16 protein-coding genes, 1 tRNA gene and 1 pseudogene are annotated in these 21,846 nt (G+C 55.7%); 8 read left to right on the top strand and 10 right to left on the bottom strand.

The genetic code is table 11. The features are described from left to right. The first annotated feature begins 46 nt into the window (after window positions 1-46). Window positions 47-1,807: a DEAD/DEAH box helicase gene (locus A6013_RS17565; protein ID WP_049137289.1), complete on the top strand. Its 1,761-nt coding sequence runs from the start codon at window positions 47-49 to the stop codon at window positions 1,805-1,807. A 125-nt stretch (window positions 1,808-1,932) separates the two neighbouring features. Then, window positions 1,933-2,217: a 50S ribosomal protein L25 gene (gene rplY / locus A6013_RS17560; RefSeq protein ID WP_028013887.1), complete on the top strand. Its 285-nt coding sequence runs from the start codon at window positions 1,933-1,935 to the stop codon at window positions 2,215-2,217. 50 nt (window positions 2,218-2,267) lie between these two features. Here the strand turns inward: rplY and yejK are convergent, their stop codons facing one another. Then, entirely contained in the window at window positions 2,268-3,275 is a 1,008-nt protein-coding gene (gene yejK / locus A6013_RS17555; protein ID WP_008500957.1) for a nucleoid-associated protein YejK, read from the bottom strand. Window positions 3,276-3,409: 134 nt separating this feature from the next. Between yejK and A6013_RS17550 the strand changes: the two genes are divergently transcribed. The 3 genes from A6013_RS17550 to A6013_RS17540 all read left to right on the top strand — a co-directional run bounded on the left by A6013_RS17550 (window position 3,410) and on the right by A6013_RS17540 (window position 5,566). Beyond that, complete coding sequence (locus A6013_RS17550; protein WP_014884596.1) at window positions 3,410-3,637, top strand: YejL family protein; 228 nt, start codon at window positions 3,410-3,412, stop codon at window positions 3,635-3,637. A 19-nt stretch (window positions 3,638-3,656) separates the two neighbouring features. Then, window positions 3,657-5,417: an LPS biosynthesis-modulating metalloenzyme YejM gene (gene yejM, locus A6013_RS17545; protein WP_028013888.1), complete on the top strand. Its 1,761-nt coding sequence runs from the start codon at window positions 3,657-3,659 to the stop codon at window positions 5,415-5,417. Window positions 5,418-5,489: 72 nt separating this feature from the next. Then, a tRNA-Pro gene (locus tag A6013_RS17540) sits at window positions 5,490-5,566 on the top strand. 49 nt (window positions 5,567-5,615) lie between these two features. Here A6013_RS17540 and A6013_RS17535 read toward each other — a convergent pair. Both A6013_RS17535 and A6013_RS17525 read right to left on the bottom strand, forming a co-directional pair. Next, a pseudogene (locus A6013_RS17535) lies at window positions 5,616-6,791 on the bottom strand (MFS transporter); the annotation flags it as partial. 123 nt (window positions 6,792-6,914) lie between these two features. Continuing rightward, complete coding sequence (locus A6013_RS17525; protein ID WP_008500962.1) at window positions 6,915-7,175, bottom strand: DUF2534 family protein; 261 nt, start codon at window positions 7,173-7,175, stop codon at window positions 6,915-6,917. Between the two features lie 209 nt (window positions 7,176-7,384). On the opposite strand from A6013_RS17525, the gene eco reads away from it, so the two are divergent. After that, window positions 7,385-7,888 (top strand): serine protease inhibitor ecotin, encoded by a 504-nt coding sequence (gene eco / locus A6013_RS17520; RefSeq protein WP_028013891.1) that lies wholly within the window; start codon window positions 7,385-7,387, stop codon window positions 7,886-7,888. Window positions 7,889-7,968: 80 nt separating this feature from the next. On the opposite strand, the gene mqo is transcribed toward eco, so the two are convergent. Then, complete coding sequence (gene mqo / locus A6013_RS17515; protein WP_028013892.1) at window positions 7,969-9,618, bottom strand: malate dehydrogenase (quinone); 1,650 nt, start codon at window positions 9,616-9,618, stop codon at window positions 7,969-7,971. 188 nt (window positions 9,619-9,806) lie between these two features. Between mqo and A6013_RS17510 the strand changes: the two genes are divergently transcribed. Next, the gene (locus A6013_RS17510) at window positions 9,807-11,096 is read left to right on the top strand and encodes a SulP family inorganic anion transporter (protein ID WP_047368129.1); all 1,290 of its coding nucleotides are present in this window, start codon (window positions 9,807-9,809) and stop codon (window positions 11,094-11,096) included. On the opposite strand, the gene mgtE is transcribed toward A6013_RS17510, so the two are convergent. The 6 genes from mgtE to A6013_RS17480 form a co-directional block, all read right to left on the bottom strand. Beyond that, entirely contained in the window at window positions 11,059-12,495 is a 1,437-nt protein-coding gene (mgtE, locus tag A6013_RS17505; protein ID WP_028013894.1) for a magnesium transporter, read from the bottom strand. The two genes, A6013_RS17510 and mgtE, sit on opposite strands and share 38 nt — an antisense overlap. A 147-nt stretch (window positions 12,496-12,642) precedes the next feature. After that, complete coding sequence (locus A6013_RS17500; RefSeq protein ID WP_069733523.1) at window positions 12,643-14,286, bottom strand: multidrug ABC transporter permease/ATP-binding protein; 1,644 nt, start codon at window positions 14,284-14,286, stop codon at window positions 12,643-12,645. Between the two features lie 69 nt (window positions 14,287-14,355). After that, window positions 14,356-15,012: a DNA oxidative demethylase AlkB gene (gene alkB, locus A6013_RS17495; RefSeq protein ID WP_069733497.1), complete on the bottom strand. Its 657-nt coding sequence runs from the start codon at window positions 15,010-15,012 to the stop codon at window positions 14,356-14,358. Next, the gene (gene ada / locus A6013_RS17490) at window positions 15,012-16,070 is read right to left on the bottom strand and encodes a bifunctional DNA-binding transcriptional regulator/O6-methylguanine-DNA methyltransferase Ada (RefSeq protein WP_047363052.1); all 1,059 of its coding nucleotides are present in this window, start codon (window positions 16,068-16,070) and stop codon (window positions 15,012-15,014) included. Before ada ends, alkB begins: the two co-directional genes overlap by 1 nt. 72 nt (window positions 16,071-16,142) lie before the next feature. Next, the gene (gene apbE, locus A6013_RS17485) at window positions 16,143-17,198 is read right to left on the bottom strand and encodes an FAD:protein FMN transferase ApbE (protein WP_048958745.1); all 1,056 of its coding nucleotides are present in this window, start codon (window positions 17,196-17,198) and stop codon (window positions 16,143-16,145) included. Window positions 17,199-17,312: 114 nt separating this feature from the next. After that, complete coding sequence (locus tag A6013_RS17480; protein WP_028013899.1) at window positions 17,313-18,425, bottom strand: porin OmpC; 1,113 nt, start codon at window positions 18,423-18,425, stop codon at window positions 17,313-17,315. A gap of 743 nt (window positions 18,426-19,168) precedes the next feature. Here A6013_RS17480 and rcsD point away from each other — a divergent pair. After that, complete coding sequence (gene rcsD, locus A6013_RS17475) at window positions 19,169-21,841, top strand: phosphotransferase RcsD (RefSeq protein ID WP_028013900.1); 2,673 nt, start codon at window positions 19,169-19,171, stop codon at window positions 21,839-21,841. Window positions 21,842-21,846 lie beyond the last annotated feature (5 nt).

The raw sequence follows: 21,846 nt of genomic DNA, 5'->3' as shown, positions 1-21,846 counted from the left end.
AAAGTTTCGTGGCATACTATATGCGGATTAACGAAACCGAGACCCCATGACTTTTACACTTCGTCCCTATCAGCAGGAAGCCGTTGACGCGACGCTCGCCTGGTTCCGTAAACACCGGGAACCGGCGGTCATTGTCCTCCCGACCGGTGCAGGCAAGAGCCTGGTCATTGCCGAACTGGCGCGCCTGGCGCGTGGTCGCGTGCTGGTATTGGCCCACGTCAAAGAGTTGGTGGCGCAAAACCATGCCAAATATTGTGCGCTGGGGCTGGAAGCCGACATTTTCGCCGCTGGGCTGAAGCGCAAAGAGAGCCACGGCAAAGTGGTTTTCGGCAGCGTACAGTCGGTGGCCCGTAACCTGGATCTGTTCCGCAGCGAGTTTTCGCTGCTGATTGTCGACGAATGTCACCGCATCAGCGATGACGACGACAGCCAGTATCAGCAAATCCTCACTCACCTTAAAGAGGTGAACCCTCACTTACGCCTGCTCGGCCTGACGGCAACCCCGTTTCGTCTGGGCAAAGGCTGGATCTACCGCTTTCATTATCACGGCATGGTGCGCGGCGACGAGAAAGCGCTGTTCAGCGACTGTATCTATGAACTTCCGCTGCGCTACATGATTAAGCACGGCTACCTGACGCCGCCCGAGCGGCTGGATATGCCGGTCGTGCAGTACGATTTCAGCCGCTTACAGGCGCAGAGCAACGGGCTGTTCAGCGAGGCGGATCTTAACCATGAGCTGAAAAAACAGAAGCGGATCACGCCGCATATCATCAGCCAGATTGAAGAGTTCGCGCAAACGCGTAAAGGGGTGATGATTTTTGCTGCCACCGTCGAACACGCGCGCGAAATCACGGGACTGCTACCCGCTGACGACGCAGCGCTGATCACTGGCGAAACGCCCGGCCCGGAGCGCGACAGGCTGATTGAGGCTTTCAAAGCCCAGCAGTTCCGCTACCTGGTGAATGTCTCCGTATTAACCACCGGGTTTGACGCCCCGCACGTCGACCTGATTGCGATTCTGCGCCCGACGGAATCCGTCAGCCTGTATCAGCAGATTGTCGGCCGTGGCCTGCGCCTGGCGCCGGGCAAAACCGACTGCCTGATACTGGATTACGCCGGCAACCCGCACGATCTGTACTCCCCGGAAGTGGGCGCGCCAAAAGGCAAAAGCGACAACGTGCCGGTACAGGTGTTTTGCCCGGCCTGCGGCTTTGCCAACACCTTCTGGGGAAAAACCACCGCCGACGGCACGCTGATTGAACACTTTGGCCGCCGCTGTCAGGGCTGGTTTGAGGATGATGAGGGACATCGCGAGCAGTGCGATTTCCGCTTCCGCTTCAAAAACTGCCCGCAGTGCAACGCCGAAAATGACATCGCCGCCCGCCGCTGCCGCGAGTGCGACACGGTGCTGGTGGACCCGGACGACATGCTGAAAGCGGCGCTGAAGCTGAAAGATGCGCTGGTGCTGCGCTGCTCCGGCATGGCGCTGCAGCCCGGCGCGGATGAAAAAGGCGAATGGCTGAAAATCACCTATTACGACGAGGATGGCGCTGACGTCAGCGAACGGTTCAGGGTTCAGACGCCTGCCCAGCGCACGGCATTTGAGCAGCTGTTTATCCGGCCGCATACCCGCACGCCTGGCGTGCCGCTGCGCTGGATAACCGTGGCGGATATCGTGCATCAGCAGGCGCTGCTGCGCCACCCCGACTTCGTGGTCGCCCGTAAGAAAGGCCAGTTCTGGCAGGTTCGCGAGAAGGTCTTTGACTATGAAGGTCGCTTCCGTCGGGCAAATGAATTGCGCGGTTAACGGGACTTTTCATTGATGTGCGGGGCATTTGAGTATAAAATGCCGCCCGCTTCACATCCGTGGGGCAGAACACTCACCTGCTGCTGGGTCGCCTGTAGTAGGGTTTTAAATACAGAGAGAAATCAATGTTCACTATCGAAGCAGAAGTACGTAACGTGCAGGGTAAGGGTGCGAGCCGCCGCCTGCGTAACGCTAACAAGTTCCCGGCTATCGTTTACGGTGGCGAAGCTGCTCCAGTTGCTATCGAACTGGATCACGACAAAGTGTGGAACATGCAGACCAAAGCTGAGTTCTACAGCGAAGTTCTGACCATCGTTGTTGGCGGTAAAGAAGAAAAAGTGAAGGTTCAGGCTGTTCAGCGTCACGCGTTCAAGCCAAAACTGACTCACATCGACTTCGTTCGCGCGTAATCGCAAACCTGTCGAGAAAACCCCGCTTCGGCGGGGTTTTTTTATGGCTGCTATTTACCGCCAGACGTGCGGCGCTGAAGCTGATCGCGCAGGTTCGGCGGCGTACCTTTGATGGTCAGGGTATCGGTGGCCGGATCCCAGAAGATGCGTTCCCCCAACAGCATGGCGTCAAAGTTGATGGTTAACCCACCGCCGCTGCCGGCAAATTTGGTTAACTGACGCAGCGTGCTGCGATCCGCCGGGAAGCTCTCCTCAAGCTCATAGCCCTTCTCCGCGGTGAATTCCTGGAAGCTCACTTCGCTGACGCCCGCCAGCTCTTTTGACAGGGACTCCAGCTCAATCTCTTCCCCGGCCTGCAGCTGCTCGTTGCAGTAGCTGTAAACCTGCTGACGCACGGTCTGGCGTTCAGATTTATCGAGTTGCGCTTCCGCCGTGAAGTCATCAACGGCCTGCAGCAGCCCTTTGTTCTGCGCTTTGGCGTTCAGGCCTTCGCTGGCACCGAGGAAGTCCATAAAGAAATCCGCCACTTTGCGGCCCACCCGCCCCTTCAGGAAGGTGAGGTAGCGGGTCGACTCCGGGTTAGTTTCCCACTCGGTCAAATCAATACGCGCCACAATATCCGCATGGTTGATATCCAGATAGTGCGTTGAGCTGATGTCCAGCTGCTCGTTCACGCGCATGCTGCTTAAGTTATTCAGCACGGTAACCAGCAGGTACTCGACCGCCAGGTAACGATAGTGGCAGAACAGGACAATACCGCCGTCGGCGAACGGATATTTCGCCAGCTCGTCGCGCAGACGCCCGGTTGCCGCGCGGCTAAACGCCAGGAAATCCTCTTCACCCTGACGCTGCAGGCGCAGGCTATCGGCCAGCTCACTCTCTTCGCTGAACAGACCATAGGCTTTATTTTTAGCGCTGTAGACGCGATGCAGCTCTGCCATCATTTCCACAACGGTTGCCGTGGGTTCCAGTAACGAATCGCGTAGCACCACTTCAAGGGTTTGCTCATCACGCTTGATAAGCTGGTGCAAGGCAATCTGGTTGATTTCCAGACTCATGATAAACTCTCCTTTTAGACCGGGCGGTATTCAACCACCACCAGGACATGTGTGCAACAACAGATAAAAAAGGGGAAAAAAAGCTGTTGCTACGGTAATATGTTGCCCTTTCATCAACAAACTGATTTTGATTTATGCCACAACATTCCCGCTACAGTGATGAACACGTTGAACAACTGCTCAGTGAGCTGGTCAACGTACTGGAAAAACATAAAACGCCGACCGATCTCTCCCTGATGGTTTTGGGAAATATGGTCACCAACCTTATCAACACCAGCGTTGCTCCGGCTCAGCGTCAGGCGATCGCCAAATCTTTCGCCCAGGCGTTACAGTCATCCGTCAGCAACGACCAGGCCCATTAAGGGAAACGAACAACAGTTTATGGTGACGAATCGTCAGCGCTACCGTGAAAAAGTCTCCCAGATGGTCAGCTGGGGACACTGGTTTGCCCTGTTCAACATTCTGCTAGCGACGGTAATTGGCTGTCGTTATCTGTTTGTCGCAGACTGGCCCACAACGCTAACCGGGCGTATCTACTCCTGGATAAGCGTTGTTGGTCACTTTAGCTTTTTGGTATTCGCCACCTATCTGCTGATCCTGTTTCCTCTGACGTTTATTGTCATGTCGCAGCGTTTGATGCGGTTCTTGTCCGCAATCCTTGCGACGGTGGGGATGACGCTGCTGCTTATCGACAGTGAAGTGTTCACCCGGTTCCACCTGCATCTCAACCCTATCGTCTGGGAACTGGTGATCAACCCCGACCAGAACGAAACGGCCCGCGACTGGCAGCTGATGTTCATCAGCGTTCCGGTGATCCTGTTGATCGAGATGCTGTTTGCCACCTGGAGCTGGCAAAAGCTCCGCAGCCTGACCCGACGCCGCCATTACGCGAAGCCCGTCGCCGCGCTCTTTTTCGTCTCATTTATCAGTTCGCACCTCATGTATATCTGGGCGGATGCGAACTTCTATCGCCCTATTACCATGCAGCGCGCTAACCTGCCGCTCTCTTATCCGATGACGGCCCGTCGTTTCCTTGAGAAACACGGCCTGCTTGATGCCCAGGAGTACCAGCGCCGTCTGGTCGAACAGGGTAATCCGGAAGCGGTTAGCGTACAGTATCCACTGAGCGATCTGCGCTATCGCGATATGGGTCGCGGGCAAAACGTCCTGCTGATTACCGTCGATGGCCTCAACTATTCTCGTTACGAGAAGCAGATGCCTGCGCTGGCCGATTTCGCGAGTCAGAACGTGTCGTTTACCCAGCATATGAGTTCAGGTAACTCAACCGATGCGGGTATCTTTGGCCTGTTCTATGGCATTTCTGCCGGATACATGGACGGCGTGCTGTCTGCGCGCATTCCTGCGGCGCTGATCACCGGGCTTAATCAGCAGGGCTATCAGTTAGGGCTGTTCTCATCGGACGGCTTCAACAGTTCACTGTACCGCCAGGCGCTGCTCTCTGATTTCTCACTGCCTGCCGCGCAGAGCCAGTCTGATGCCCAGACCGCAAACCAGTGGATAAACTGGCTGCAGCGCTACGCGCAGGAAGATAACCGCTGGTTCTCGTGGGTGGCCTTTAACGGCACAACGCTTAACGACAGCAACCAGGCTGGCTTTGCGCGCCGCTACGGCCGCGCGGCCAGCGATGTTGACGCACAGATTGGCCGTGTGCTTGACGCGCTACGTGAATCAGGCAAGCTTGATAACACGGTCGTGATCGTGACCGCGGGGCATGGCGTACCGTTAGGCGACGAGACGAAGAGCATGAGCTGGTCACGTCCAAACCTGCATGTTCCGCTGGTGATCCACTGGCCGGGAACGCCGGCGCAGCGCATCAATATGCTCACAGAACATAAAGACGTCATGACGACCCTGATGCAGCGCCTGCTGCACGTCAGTACGCCAGCAAACGAGTATTCGCAGGGGCAGGATCTCTTCAGCGCCACGCGCCGCCATAACTGGGTGACTGCAGCTGACGGCAACACGCTGGTGGTGACCACGCCGAAGCTGACGCTGGTGCTGAACAGCAACGGGAACTATCAGACCTATAATCTGCAGGGTGAACGGCTGAAGGACCAGAAACCACAGCTTAGCCTGCTGTTACAGGTTCTGACGGATGAGAAGCGCTTCATCGCTAACTGATTAATAATAAACCAGTTAGCGACGGATTCCCTTGCATTCGAAACGGAATCGAGTAGTATTCTTTCTATGCGTCGGCACGTAGCGCAGCCTGGTAGCGCACCGTCATGGGGTGTCGGGGGTCGGAGGTTCAAATCCTCTCGTGCCGACCAAAAAAACATTAAAAACCAGCCTCTTACGGCTGGTTTTTAATTTTGCCTCGTCCGGTGTTTTGCGCAGATACATCAGCGTAACCAGACAAATCACGGCTCCGGCATAAAACGTATATTCCGCGCCAAACGTTTCCCAGATGGCCCCGGCGCCCAGGCTGGCGACTAACAATCCCACGCCGCTGACCAGACTAAAAATGCCGTAGGCGGTACCGCGCAGATCCGCAGGTGCTGTTTTTGCGATCATTGCCGCCAGCAGCCCCTGCGTCATCCCCATATGCACTCCCCAAAGCGCAACGCCCAAAAGCATTCCAGCCCAGTGGGTGCTTAGCGCCAGCACAATATCTGCCCCAATCAGCATCACCAGGCCCCACTGCAGTAGTCGGGTGTGGCTCATCCCGTCCGATAACTTGCCAAACGGATAGGCTGAAAGGAAATAGAGCAAATTCATGGCCACCATCACCAGCGGGATCAGCGCCAGCGGCACCCCCGACTGCTGTGCGCGCAGGACAAGAAAGGCTTCACTGAAACGTGCGAGCGTGAAGATGGCGCCCAGGCCAATAACCCACCAGCAGCCTTTCCCGAGGCGCCTGAGGTTCTCTTTTTTGATGGGGTTCGTGCGTTTATGTTCGACGGGCGTTTTCGGCTCATGCAGGCCGAAGAAAAGCAGCGCCACGGCGAGGACGCCGGGGATCACCGCAATCCAGAAAATCGTGCGGAAATCATCGTTCCACAGCAGCATCAAGCCTACGGCCAGCAGCGGCCCGAGAAATGCGCCGACGGTATCCATCGACTGACGCAGCCCAAAGGCCGCGCCGCGAAGTTCCGGCGGCGTAACGTCAGCGACCAGCGCATCGCGCGGCGCGCCCCGGATCCCCTTCCCTACCCGGTCGATTAAGCGTGCCCCCAGAATCATGCCCGACGAAGAGGCGATAGCGAACAGCGGCTTACTCAGCGCGCCAAGACCGTAGCCCAGCACCGCCAGTCCTTTACGTTTACCCAGGTAGTCACTGATGGCACCGGAAAAAACTTTGATAAACAGCGCGGTGGCTTCAGCCAGGCCTTCAATCAAGCCAATGAAAATCACGCTGGCTCCCAGCGTCGTGACCATAAACAGCGGCAGCAGGCTGTGAATGATCTCCGAGGAGATATCCATCAGCATACTGACCCCACCCACAACCCAGACGCCTTTCGGGATCCGGCTGAGCGTTGCAAACCGGGATAACATTGAACATCTCCTGATTTATGTCGAACAACCTTGTTCGACACAGAATACCCTGGAAATGCGAATAAATATCATCACATATAAAAAAGCCAGCCCGCAGGCTGGCTTCTTATAGCAGGTGAATGCTCAGTGTTTTTCACGTCCGCCCAGGAAGAAAATGCCCAGCGGAATGGCCAGCAGAACGGTGAAGACAAGGCTGTAAACGAAGATCATCGCCGACTGCAGCACATACATGCTGGTGGTCCAGGCGGAGAGAGGAATGTTGTACTGTTCAATGACGCCAACAATGGTGGCCCGCCCGACGCACGCGGCAGCAATCATAAACACGACGAGTAGCGCCAGGAGGAACTTGCGGCCTTCAGGTGTTTTCAGTTTTGCACGAACCATCTCTCTTCCCTTTCACAGATGAATAACATTATCGATGGACTAAAATAACACGAACGCCCGTCACACTCCACACCAGTACAAACACCTGCCAAAACGGTTAATGCTAAGTTTATTACGCTGCATATAATGAAAATGTAAGTAAATCACACCAATCATTCATACTCGTTATGTTAGTCTGTTCAGGACCGTTTTGACATAAAGGAATGACAATGAAAAACGCACCTAAATTTGCCATCGCGCTTCTCGCCGCCGCGTGCGTCAGCACCAGCGCTTTCGCCAGCGACGCCCAAAAAGCGCAGCCGCTGGAAAAAGTTGCACCCTATCCGCAAGCGGAAAAAGGCATGAAGCGTCAGGTGATTCAACTGCCGGTTCAGCAGGACGAAGCGAATTACAAAGTCGAACTGTTAATTGGCAAGACGCTGGAAGTGGACTGCAATCAGCATCGTCTGGGCGGCCAGCTGGAAAGCAAAACCCTGGAAGGCTGGGGTTATGACTATTACGTCTTTGATAAAGTGACCTCTCCGGTCTCTACCATGATGGCCTGCCCGGACGGCAAGAAAGAGAAGAAATTTGTGACGGCCTATCTGGGCGACAACAGCCTGCTGCGCTACAACAGCAAGTTGCCGATCGTGGTATATACGCCTGAAAACGTGGAAGTAAAATATCGCGTGTGGAAGGCAGAAGAGACGGTCGGACAAGCGGTAGTACGTTAAAAACAAGTCGGGTGGCGGCTTCGCCTTACCCGACCTGCTAAACTAAAAACGGTAACAGATGTTACCGTTTTGCTTTTACCTTACAGCGCGATATCCGCAACCGGCTTGTTTTCCGGCTGAGGCTTCAGTTCCGCCTTCGGCGCAGCATCCGCAGCCTGCGGCTTCACGTACTGCAGCTGCAGCACGCGGCTGGTGTACTCCAGCTCTTGTTCCGTCGCATCCACGTTACCGTTCAGCTTCGTGCCGTAGGATGGAATAATGGTTTTCAGCTTCGCCTGCCATTCCGGGCTGGCGACTTTGTCTTTAAACACTTTTTCCATCAGGTGCAGCATAATTGGCGCAGCGGTAGATGCACCCGGTGACGCACCCAGCAGCGCGGCAATCGTGCCATCCTTATCGCTCACCACTTCGGTACCCAGACGCAGCACGCCGCCCTCTTTCGGATCGCGCTTGATGATCTGCACGCGCTGACCCGCCTGCCACAGACGCCAGTCTTCTTTCTTCGCCTGCGGATAGTACTCTTTCAGCGCCTCGAAGCGTTCTTCATCAGAAAGCATCACCTGGCTAATCAGGTATTTCACCAGGTCGAAATTATCCAGGCCCACGTCCATCATCGGTTTGACGTTAGAGGTGGTGGTCGCGCTCAGCAGATCCCAGAGGGAGCCGTTTTTCAGGAACTTGGTTGAGAAGGTCGCGAACGGTCCGAACAGCACCACGCGTTTACCGTCAAGCATACGGGTATCGATATGCGGGACGGACATCGGTGGCGCACCGACGGAAGCCTGACCGTACACTTTTGCCAGGTGACGGTTCACCACTTCCGGGTTCTCGGACACCAGGAACTGGCCGCCGACCGGGAAGCCCGCGTAGTCGTCAGCTTCAGGAATACCGGATTCCTGCAGCAGCTTCAGCGCCGCGCCGCCCGCACCGATGAAGACAAATTTCGCCTTAATGACGTGCTCGGCTTCATTGTTTTTCAGATCGGCAACCGTCACGCTCCAGCTGTTGTCCGCATTGCGCTTAAAGCCGCGCACTTCGGTGCTGAGCTGCAAATTGAAGTTATCTTTCTTCTTCAGGGACGCCACCAGCTGACGGGTAATTTCGCCGTAGTTCACGTCGGTGCCAATTTCGGTACGGGTCGCCGCCACTTTCTGGTTCGGGTCACGGCCTTCCATGACCAGCGGCGCCCACTCTTTAATCTGCGCGTGGTCTTCGGAGTATTTCATCCCGCGGAACAGGGTGCTCTGCTGCAGCGCAGCGTAGCGCGCGCGCAGGAAATTCACGTTTTGCTCGCCCCACACAAAGCTCATGTGCGGCACGGTATTGATGAAGGAGTGCGGGTCGTGCATCACGCCGCTGTTGACCTGGTGGGACCAGAACTGACGCGAGATCTGGAACGCTTCGTTGATCTCTACCGCCTTCTCGATACTAATGGAACCGTCCTTTTTCTGCGGCGTATAGTTCAGTTCCATGAGTGCCGAATGGCCCGTACCAGCGTTATTCCAGCCGTTCGAACTCTCCTGCGCCACGCCATCGAGGCGCTCGACCATGGTCATGGACCAGTCCGGCTGCAGTTCTTGCAGATAGGTTCCCAGCGTGGCGCTCATGATGCCGCCACCAATTAAAAGGACGTCCGTTTCCTGCTCTTTTGGTGCGTCTGCTTTCGCTGCCATTGAGACGGCGTTGAGCCCGACGGCCAGAGAAAAGAGCATGGCAGTCATTTTTTTCATAATTTATGCCTTAGTGTAAAAGTGCTTGATGCGTGGAAATTGCAGGTGAAAAAAGCTGCGTGGGCACGGTAACAACTTTTAAATATTGTTTAAAGGTTACGAAATTATTGTAATTGTGAAATTTAATGATGGATTGTTTGTAGGGGATTGCGGCGCGCAACTGGTATAAGGAGGAATTTATGGCTACTATGCTGCACTTTGTGATCGCGCGCACGGAAGCCTGCCCTAACCAGCGAACTGTTATGTCCTTACCTCATTCTGCCGTATCCCCTGAAGACAGTGTAGCCAGCGTGCTGCACTCCCCTAAACAACTGGCGCGTGAAACGCTGGCGGGCGTGATTACCGCTCTGGCGCTGATCCCCGAAGTGATCTCATTTTCCGTGGTGGCGGGCGTTGACCCGAAGGTCAGCCTGATCGCCTCCGTGGTGCTGTGTCTTGCTCTCTCCGTGCTGGGCGGTCGTCCGGCGATGGTCACGGCTGCGGCCGGTTCCGTAGCGCTGGTGATTGGCCCGATGGTGCATCAGCACGGGGTGCAATACATTCTTCCCGCCGTGCTGATGGCTGGCGTGATCCAGATTCTGTTTGGCGTGCTGGGCATGGCAAGGCTGATGCGCTTTATTCCCCAGTCGGTGATGACCGGATTTGTTAACGCCCTTGGCATTTTGATTTTCTTCGCTCAGGTGCCGCATTTCTGGAGCCGAAGCCCGCTGATTGTGGGCCTGTTCGTGCTGACGCTGCTGATTGTGCTGTGGGTGCCGCGCTATATTAAAAGCGTCCCTTCCCCGCTGATTGCGATTGTGCTGTTAACCCTTTTCACCGTCACCACCGGTCAGATCCTGCCGACTGTCGGTGATGAAGGCTCAATGACTGGCGGTCTGCCTGGATTTACCGAGCTGCTGGTGCCGCTTAATTTACAGACGCTGAACATTATCTGGCCGTGCGCGTTGAGTATTGCCTTCGTCGGTCTGCTGGAGTCCCTGCTGACGGCAAAACTCGTGGATGAACTGACGGTTACGCCCTCCAGCAAGCGTCGCGAGAGCATCGGGCTGGGCGTGGGGAATATCATGGCCGGGCTCTACGGTGGCATTGCGGGCTGCGCGATGATCGGACAAACCATCGTTAACGTGGAGATGGGGAAAGGACGAAGCCGCATTTCAACCATTGCGGCGGGCATCGTGCTGCTGCTCCTGGTAACGGCGCTCAGCGAAGTGATGGCCAAAATCCCGATGGCGGTGCTGGCGGGGATTATGGCGATTGTTGCCGTCAAAACCTTCAGCTGGCACAGCCTTCAGCCCGCCACGATAAAAAATGCCCCGGTTGCCGAAACGGTGGTGATGCTGGTGACGGTCGCCGCCACGGTATCAACCGGCAATCTGGCGGTTGGCGTGCTGGGCGGGATTATCGTCATGGCACTGATCCCCGCCCGCATTAAGCGTCGGATTAAAGCAGAAAAATCGTTGCCAGCCCAAGAAAAATAAAGAAACCGCCGGTATCGGTGATGGCGGTGATCATCACGCTCGACCCCACCGCGGGGTCGCGCCCCAGTTTGGTCATCGTCAGCGGGATAATGACGCCCATCATCGATGCCACCAGCAAATTCAGCACCATCGCCAGCATCATCACGCCGCCTAAGGCCATATCGTCATACAGCCACCACGTGATGCCGCCCATAATGCCGCCCCATACCAGGCCGTTAATCAGCGCCACGCCCATTTCCCTGAAGATCAGAAAGGCGAAGTTACCGGGCTGAATATTTTCCAGCGCCAGCGCGCGGACGATCATGGTGATGGTCTGGTTTCCGGTGTTGCCGCCAATTCCGGCCACAATCGGCATCAGCGAGGCCAGCGCCACCAGCTGCGAGATGGTGTGTTCAAAGCCGTCAATCACACGGGAGGCGATGAAGGCAGTACACAGGTTAATAGCCAGCCAGGCCCAGCGGGTTTTCACCGCCTTACCGACGGAGGCGTGGACGTCATCTTCGGCGCTGATCCCGCCTAGCGCGCGCAGATCGTTATCGGTCTCTTCATAAACCACGTCAACGATTTCATCGATGGTCAGACGGCCCATGAGCTTGCCAACGGAATCTACGACCGCCGCACTCACAAGGTCATCACGTTCAAAGGTACGCGCCGCTTTTTCCGCATCGTCTTCCGGGGAGAAGACCATCGGCTCGTTTTCCATCACCTCGCTCACCCGCTGCTGGGCGCTGTTGAGCAGGATGGTTTTCAGCTCCAGCTCGCCAAGCAGGGTTTTATCCCGCGAGGTGACAAACAGCTTATCGGTGTTGTCCGGCATTTTGCCCAGGCGGCGCAGGTAGCGCTGCACGGTACCGAGCGTGACGTCCGGACGTACCGTGATAACGCCGAACTCCATGATCGCGCCAACGCTGTTTTTCTCGTAGTGCATCACCTGACGCACGCGCGCACGTTCATCGGCAGGCAGAGAGGCCAGCAGGCGGCCGGTCAGGTTACGCGGCAGATGCTGTACAAGGTAAATCTGCTCGTCGATATCCAGGGTTTGCAGGGCGTCGAGGATATCCCGATCGCTCATCTCGTCGATCAGGTCATCCCAGACGTTTTCCGAGGCTTCAAGCAGAACCTGGCCGCGCTCGTGATCCTGTACCAGGCGCCAGAGGGCGTGACGCTCTTCCGAAGGAAGCGCTTCCAGGGTATCCGCCAGATCCGGCGGCGGTAAATGAGCAACCAGCGCACCTACCTCAGCAATATCGTCGGCTAAGGTGCCGACATCATATTGCTCAGCCAGGGTCAGTTTGCCTAATAGCGTAGACGTGACCGCTTTATCGGTCGTGAGAAGCCAGATGAGTCGCGCACGTTCCTGGTCACGCTGCCTGGCGCTGTTTTTCTTTAATACCGACATCAATCATAAATCCATTAAATGAGTTGAGACTAAGCATAGCGCGAGGATATGTAAATAAGAATAAACAGCGAGGCGGGATGGAGAAAAAAGCGGCATTACGGCCACGATTATCCCCTCTCCCTGTGGGAGAGGGTTAGGGTAAGGGCATCAGGCCGTGCGCGCCACCGCGTCACGCGACGCCGCATCGCGCTCGTCGCCGGTCAGCTCGCTCAGCCTGCCGTCGCGCATCTCCAGCAGACGGTCGGCGTGAATGAAGTAATGATCGTCGTGGCTGATGGCGAAAATGGTCTTGCCCATCTCCTGCATCATCGGCAGCAGCACCTGATAAAACTCGCGGCGGAAGTGCGGGTCTTGATCCGCCGCCCATTCATCCAGCAGGATGATGTCACGCTCTTCCGCCAGCGCCAGCAGCAGCGCCACGCGCTTCTTCTGCCCCTTAGAGAGCTTGAGGTTCAGGATTTTGCCGTCCTGGAGCTCCAGCTTGTGTGACATCTGCAGCTGCGCAAGCCATTTCTCAACCAGCGCCGGATTGGCCTGCTGCCCTTCCGGCCCCAGCAGCTGGTCAAACAGCCAGACATCGGTGAATACCGCTGAGAAAAGCTTGCGGTAATCCTCGGGTTTCTCCGCGCTCAGCGCCTTACCGTCCAGCAGGATCTCGCCCGACTGCGGCTGGTAAAGTCCGGTGAGTAACATCGCCAGCGTGGATTTTCCGCTACCGTTGCCGCCGATGAGGAACAGCAGTTCGCCGCGGTGAATCGTCAGGTTGACCGGTCCCACGGAGAAGGCGTTGTCCTGATAGCGGAACGTCACGTCGCGCAGCTCCAGGGTCTGCCAGTTCGGAAAGGCCTGCGGGCGCGGGAATTCAGCCTTAAATGGCGCCAGATCGAACTTCTTAAGCTTGTTAAACGCCACCTGCGCGCTCAGCAAGGTGGGCAATGCGCCGACGGCCGAGAGCAGCGGCGTACGCAGGAACAGCAGGGTCAGTGAGTAGGTCGCCGCCACGTTGGTGTCCGCCCAGCCCAGGCTGTTCGCCATCCAGAATACCAGGCCAATGGCGCCCAGCATCATAATGTTGGACCAGTTCACCGCGCTCAGGTGGAAGGTATCGGCGCGAATAATGTGGTGCCGGTATTCGCGCGCGTCCGGGACATAGAGGTTATTGAAGATATGCTCGGCACGCTCGCGGTTGAGGGTCAGCTCTTTGCGCCCTTCCAGTACCGTCTGGTAATCGTTATAGAGCTTATCTTCCGTTTCGCGCAGGACCGCCATGTGTTTATAGACGCGCGACACCAGCATGAAACCGCCCCAGATGGTGATGGCAATCCACACCGCGGTCACCGCCAGCATTTTGGTCGAAAGCCAGGCGAGATAGGCCGCCGAGCCAAAGGTCAGGATGATCCCCTGCACCAGCTCCGGCAGGCGGACAAACGCGATGGTAATCGCGCGCACGTCGCTGGTCAGCCCCGCCAGCAGGGAGGCGCTGCCGAGCTGCTCCACGCGCTCAACCTGCGTGTCGAGGATCCGCTTGATGAACTCGCTGCGCAGGCGGAAAACGAAATGGTGACCAAGCGCGGTCAGCGCCAGCTGAGAGCCGAGCGTAACCGCCATCAACAGCAGCAGCAGGCCGAGAAACTCCGGCAGAACCGAGAGTGAGGTATCGACCATTTCGATCAGCCGCACGTTTATAAACGCAATCAGGCCAATACCCAGCGCCGCGCTGGCAAGGCTTAAGGCCATTACGGCAATGAAGGGCCAGCGGTACTGACGCCAGACAAGAAGAAGTAGTTGCATGCAGGCAATCCGGACAATAAAAATCAGCCAGCAGTGTAAACTGCCCGGCGCGGACATCAAGAATAATTCTTATTTTTGTTTGTTCAAACCCGCCTGACGGAATGTAAGGTTAAATCGGTATTCGCCAGTAAGGGGATGAACCCCGGGCTTCAGGGGCTGAATGCCGTGATAGTACAGCCGTGACTCCCTGCCCCACACCACCACGTCGCCGTGCTCCAGCATAATGCGCCTGAGCGGATCGTTGCGGCGCAATCCGCCAAACTGGAAGACGGCGGGCAGACCCAACGATACCGAGACGATGGGCGCGCGCAGATCGGGTTCATCTTTGTCCTGATGCAGCGAGAGCTTCGCACCGATGGCGTAGCGGTTAATCAGGCAGGCATCCGGCCGGAAGTCAGGGTAATCTGCTGCAACGGCAGCCTCGTGACAAAGCGCCTGAAACACCGCAGGCATGGAAGGCCACGGCCGGCCGGTCGTGGGATCGTTCGGGGCATACACATACCCACGTTCGTTCGTCGCCCACCCCAGTTCGCCGCAGTTGGCCATGGCCACCGACATGGTGTAGCCGCCCGGCGTCACCATATGGCGAAACTGTGAAACCGCCGTGACCTCTTCAATACCGGCAAGCAATGCCGCCGCACGGGAGAGTGCAAAGCGGCGCAGGATCACTGCCCCGGGCGCAAGCGGCTCCTGCCACGGTTCAGCATCCGCAAAAAGATCGAGCATTATCCCTCCCGGCGTTTCGCCTCACGTTTCAGTAATAGCGCTTTTCGCGCCGCCCCCCAGCGATAGCCCGACAGCGCGCCGTCGTTGCGGACCACGCGGTGACAGGGGATCACAATCGCCAGCCTGTTTGCCGCACACGCACCCGCGACGGCACGCACCGCGTTGGGCTGGCCAATCGCCTTCGCCACCTGCTGATAGCTGGCCGTTTCCCCGCAGGGGATGTCACGAAGGGCCTGCCAGACCCGCTGCTGGAACGCGGTGCCGCGTATATCCAGCGGCAGCGCCAGCGGCACCGCGTGGTTATCAATACTGGCAATGACCTGGCTGATACGCTGGGCAAAGGCATCTTCCTGCGGGGCATGCTCCGCGTTTGGAAACAGCGTCGCAAATTCTTCTGCCAGTTTGGTATCGTTGTCGCCCAGCAGTATCGCGCAAATCCCCCGCTCGCTTTCCGCAACCAGGCAGCGTCCCAGCGAACAGTCGCCAATGGCGTAACGCACCGCCACCTCGCCTTTGCGGTACTGCTTCGCCGTCATGCCCAGCGCATCGTTGGCTTTGCGGTAATAGCTGCTGCTGTCGGGAAACCCTGCCGCCAGCACGGCATCGGTAATTTTGTTTCCCTGCGCAAGCGCCGCGCGCAGACGCTGCCCCCGCGCCGCCTGCTGCCAGGCTTTTGGCGTCATCCCGGTGACGGACTTAAACAGCCGGTGGAAATGGAAAGGACTCATGGCGACCTGCTGCGCCAGACCTTCAAGCGTCAGCGCGGGATCCTGCTCCAGAAGGCGACAGGCGTGCTCCACTTTCGCCAGCTTTTGCTGATTCGGATCGCGTTTGTCCGGCATGCAGCGCTTGCACGGGCGAAACCCTGCCTGAACGGCATGCTGGACATCGGGATAAAAGCAGACGTTTTTACGCAGCGCGTGACGGGCGCGGCATGACGGGCGGCAGAAAATCCCCGTCGTCTGCACGGCAAAGACAAACCGATCGTCAGCGCGCGGATCGCGAGCCAGAACGGCCTGCCAGCGATCCTCATCATTCATATAGGTTGGATTTTTCATCATCAGCTCCTCTTACAAGCATACATTTAGCGTGCCCGAGTGCCAGTGATAAAAAACCCGCAACCTTGCTTTTTAATTTTTGTCGCTCACCAGGAAGCTGTTGAACTGCGGCGAGCTCCAGGTTTTGAACCCGTCGCCCTCTTTAGTGATCATATAAACCGCCAGTCCTTCCTGACGAACCACCTCTTTGGCTTTTTCCGGGCCGAGAACCATTAATCCGGTATCCCAGGCGTCGGCTTCCAGCGCAGTGGGGGCAATCACGGTCACCGAGACCAGGTTATGCGTGATGGGACGTCCGGTCAGCGGATCGATCACGTGCGAAATACGCTTCCCGTCGAGCTCGTAATAGTTACGGTAGCTCCCGGAAGTGCTGATGCCGTGCCCGTTAATATCCACAATGGCCTGTACGGCGTTTTGCCGATCGGTCGGTTTTTGAATCGCCACGCGCCACGGTTTACCGCTGGCGTTCATGCCCCGGCTGACTAACGCGCCCCCCACGGAGACCAGGTAGCGCGATATCCCTTCCTGCGTCATCAGCTCGGCAAGGTGATCCGCCGCGTAACCTTCACCTACCGTCGACAGATCGACAAACAGATCGGGGATGTCTTTCTGCAGATACTGCTGGCCGTACTGGTTGATCACCGTCAGATGCTTTAGCCCTGTCCGGGCGCGGGCATCATCAATGGCCGCCTGATCGGGTGTGGTATCCGGCTGTTTGTTCGGGCCAAATCCCCAGAGATTGACCAGAGGCCCGACGGTGACATCCATCGCGCCGTTGGTTTTATATCCCACGCGCATTGATTCGGTGACGATATCGGCCATCGCTTCGCTCACCGGCCACAGGGAGGTACTGGTGGAAAGATTGAAGCGCATCAGCGCCGAGTCATTTTTATAGGTTGAGAGCAGTTGGTCGTCGGCGTCCAGCTGAGACTGGATTTTACCGCGAAGTTCATCAGCGCGCGTTTTATCCAGGCCCATCACGCTGACGCGCCAGAAGGTGCCCATCGTTTTGCCTTCGAGCACCGTCGCGGCGGGTGCATCGGTTTTCGCCACGGGCGCGGAATCGTCACACGCGGTCAGGAAAAAAAGCATAGCCAGAAAGCTGGCGCGTAAAAAAGTCATGTCCATTCATTATTATCCTCATGCCAGGGCGGCAAGAGTACACCAAAACGGTTGCGTTGTGAGGCCAAAAAAAAGCACAAAAAAGGGGCCTTCAGGCCCCTTAGTCACACGATGACGCGATTAGAACTGGTAAACCAGACCCAGCGCGACGATATCATCAGTGCCGATACCGGCCTGACGGGTGAACTCATTTTCATCAACCAGGTTGATTTTGTAATCCACGTAGGTGGACATGTTTTTGTTGAAGTAGTAAGTCGCACCCACATCAACATATTTCAGCAGATCCTGATCGCCGTAACCTTCGATGTCTTTACCTTTGGACTGCAGGTAAGCCACGGATGGACGCAGGCCGAAATCGAACTGGTACTGAGCAACCACTTCGAAGTTCTGCGCTTTGTTAGCAAAACCGTAAGCGGTAGTCGGGCTGCTGCCGTTAGAGGTACCGAAGCGGGTTGCGTTGTAGGTCTGAGAGTACTGCGCAGCCAGGTAGATGTTGTTGGCATCATATTTCAGGCCGCCAGAATAGACTTCTGCGTGATCGCCGTTACCGTAAACGCCCGGTGCGTTCTGGTCAGCGGTACGTTTGGAGGAGGACATCGCACCACCCACGCTGAAGCCTTCGCCCAGGTTATAAGTTACGGATGCACCGTAGCCGTCGCCGTTCTGTTTCAGCAGGCTGCGTCCACCGACGTTTTCGCCGCTTACGCTACCGTTTTTACCCTGATACTGCAGCGCAAAGTTCAGGCCATCCACCAGACCAAAGAAGTCCTGGTTACGATAGGTCGCCACGCCGTTAGCACGAGACTGCAGGAAGTTGTCTGAGCCGTAGGTATCGCCGCCAAATTCTGGCAGAACGTCAGTCCAGGAAGTTACGTCGTAGATCACGCCGTAGTTACGACCGTAATCGAAAGAGCCCGCTTCAGCGAATTTCAGACCAGCAAACGCCACACGCGTCCAGGACTGGTTGTCGCTTTCAGTCGTGTTGCCCTGGATCTGGTATTCCCACTGGCCGTAACCGGTCAGCTGATCGTTAACCTGAGTTTCGCCTTTGAAGCCAAGACGCATGTAGGTCTGGTCGCCGTCAGCACTCTTGTCGTCAGAGAAATAGTGCAGACCATCAACTTTGCCGTACAGATCTAATTTGTTGCCATCTTTGTTATAAATTTCGGCCGCATTTGCTGCGCCTGCTACCAGCAGTGCTGGTACCAGGAGGGACAGTACTTTAACTTTCATTTTATTAACCCTCTGTTATATGCCTTATAATTGCCACTGCTTACTGGTTAACCCTCATTAACCAGTCGGCAAATTCATTCTCCGCAAAATTACAGAATAATCCAATGCGAATATGATACGAAAACTTTGAAGATGTTTCATTTATCCATCAACATGTTTCAAGATGTAAATGAAAAGGAACTTTTACAAAGCACAAAAAGCTTAGAAATTTAGCACTTATAATCAAAACGAAAAATGACCCAATACATATCAAAGAGTTAAAATAAAAAACGTTACCGCACTGAATGACAAAACAAGATCGACTCCAGTCTCTAAAATAACTCTCGCTATCATCATTAACTTTATTTATTACCGTCATTCAGCTTTGAATGTCTGTTTATCCCTAATTCAACCGGATGCGTCGCATTCGGTTTTTTTTTACCCTTCTTTACGTAACTTTTCCTTTTTTGTGCTACCGCCGCGTAATTGTAACGACTATTAACTAAATTCACGCTCGCCCCTGTGCATAACGGGAAAATTTGCTCAAAACTTAATTTCTTGTTAATTCGTGCTATTTTCTGACGAAATGCTTTTTTTATTTGTACATGCATTATGTGCTTGTACACATTTAAGGCGTACTTCCTCTCTCGCACGGGTCATCGAAAAAGTCGCTTGTTCAAGGACAGTGGCGCTGGAAATTCAGTTATTACCCTTTATACTGCCCTATCGCCACAGAGCACGACCATCACGGGTTAAAGATATCAATGAGTCAGACTGAAACTACCGCCCAAAGCAAATTCTCCCTTCTGCCCGGGAGCATCACCCGTTTCTTTCTTCTTTTGATCGTGGTGCTGTTAGTCACAATGGGCGTGATGGTGCAGAGCGCGGTTAACGCCTGGCTGAAGGATAAGAGCTATCAGGTGGTGGATATTACCCACGCCGTACACAAGCGCATTGATACCTGGCGCTACGCCACCTGGCAGATTTACGACAACATTGCGGCAGCGCCTGCCAGCTCATCCGGGGATGGACTTCAGGAGACGCGGCTGAAGCAGGATGTCTACTATCTCGAAAAACCGCAGCGTAAGACTGAAGCGCTTATCTTTGGCTCTCACGACAGCGCAACCCTTGAGATGACGCAGCGTATTTCGACCTACCTGGATACCCTCTGGGGCGCCGAAACGGTGCCGTGGTCGATGTACTATCTGAACGGTCAGGACAACAGCATGATCCTGATCTCGACGCTGCCGTTGAAAGATCTCTCTTCCGGATTTAAAGAGACGACGGTCGGCAGCATTGTCGACTCCCGCCGGGCAGAAATGCTGCAGCAGGCCAACGCCCTTGATGAACGTGAGAGCTTCTCATCGCTGCGCCGTCTTGCCTGGCAGAATGGTCACTATTTTACCCTGCGTACCACCTTTAACCAGCCGGGTCATCTGGCGACGGTCGTGGCCTTCGATTTACCCATTAATGATTTGATCCCGCCGGATATGCCGCTCGACAGCTTCCGTCTGGAGCCGGACAGCAGCACCCAGAACATGCGTGCGGCGTCCGACAAAGAGGCCGCAGAGAGCGTCACCATCTCCTTTAACGGCTCGAAAATTGAAATTGCCTCGTCGCTGAACTCAACCGGCATGCGTCTGGTGTGGCAGGTACCGTTCGGCACGCTGCTGCTTGATACCCTGCAAAATATTCTGCTGCCACTGCTGCTGAATATTGGTCTGCTGGCGCTGGCCCTGTTTGGCTACAGCACCTTCCGCTTCCAGCCGGGACGCCAGAGCGACGCGTCTGCGGTCTCCGCAGGCAACACCAACGAGCTGCGCGTATTGCGCGCGCTCAATGAAGAGATTGTCTCCGTGCTGCCGCTAGGGGTGTTAGTTCACGATCAGGAATCGAATCGCACGGTGATGAGCAATAAAATTGCTGACCATCTGCTGCCGCACCTTAACCTGCAGAACATCACCACTATGGCGGATCAGCACCAAGGGGTTATTCAGGCCACGATTAACAATGAACTGTACGAGATCCGTCAGTTCCGCAGCCAGGTGGCACCGCGTACGCAAATCTTCATCATTCGCGATCAGGATCGCGAAGTGCTGGTGAATAAAAAGCTCAAGCAGGCGCAAAGGCTGTATGAGAAGAACCAGCAGGGGCGCGCGGCATTCATGCAGAATATTGGCGATGCCTTCAAGCAGCCGTTAAAAACGCTGGCGACCCAGGCGGCAGCGTTAAACACGTCTGAAAGCCACCAGCTCGCCTGCCAGGCCGACTCGCTGGTCCGCATGGTGGATGAGATCCAGCTGGCAAACATGCTGGAGAATGATTTCTGGAAAGGCACCCCTTCTCTCTTCTCCATTCAGGATCTGATCGATGAAGTGGTTCCGGAAGTCCTGCCCGTAATTAAGCGCAAAGGGCTGCAGCTGCTAATCAACAACCATTTACCCGCCAATGACGAACGTCACGGCGACCGCGAGGCGCTGCGTCGTATTCTGCTGATGATCATTCAGTACGCCGTGACCACCACGCAGATCGGCAAGATCACCCTTGAAGTGAGCACCGACGAGTCGGCGGAAGATCGCCTGACGTTCCGCATTCTGGACACCGGGGAAGGCGTGACGGCGAGTGAAATTGATAATCTGCACTTCCCGTTCCTGAATGACACGCAAAGCGATCATTACGGCAAGGCTAACGCCCTGACCTTCTGGCTGTGCGATCAGCTGGCGCGTAAGCTCGGCGGCCATCTGAATATCAAGGCCCGTGAATCGCTCGGCACCCGTTACTCTCTGCACGTGAAAATGGCCGCCAATCCACAGGAAGAAGATGAAGAACGCCTGCTGGATGACGTCGTGGTGATGGTGGATGTAACCTCAAACGAGATCCGCAATATTGTGGTTCGTCAGCTCGAAAACTGGGGCGCGGCCTGCATCACGCCGGATGAAAGGCTGGCAAGTCAAGAATTTGATCTGTTTTTAACTGATAATCCGTCTAATCTTACTGCCTCGGGCTTGCTTTTAAGCGATGATGAGTCACGCGTGCGGAAAATCGGCCCTGGCCAGCTGCGCGTCAACTTTAATATAAGCAATGCGATGCAGGAAGCTGTACTACAACTAATAGAAGAGCAACTGGCGCAGGAAGAGATAACGGAATCCCCGTTAGGCGGTAATGAAAATGCCGAGCTTCACGCCAGCGGATACTATTCCCTCTTTGTTGATACAGTACCAGATGATGTGAAGCGGTTGTATACTGAGTCCGCTGCGAATGATTTTGCAGCGCTGGCACAGACAGCACACCGGCTTAAAGGGGTGTTTGCCATGCTTAATCTGGTTCCCGGCAAGCAGTTATGTGAAACGCTGGAACATCTAATTCGTGAGAAAGATGCCTCTGGCATTGAAAAATACATCAGCGACATTGACGCCTACGTCAAAAGCTTGCTGTAGCAAGG

The organism is Enterobacter sp. IF2SW-B1 (assembly GCF_001743375.1).
Classification (GTDB): Bacteria; Pseudomonadota; Gammaproteobacteria; order Enterobacterales; family Enterobacteriaceae; genus Enterobacter; species Enterobacter bugandensis.
The sequence above is the reverse complement of the archived record's forward strand: the minus strand, read 5'-3'. Positions and strand labels throughout refer to the sequence as shown.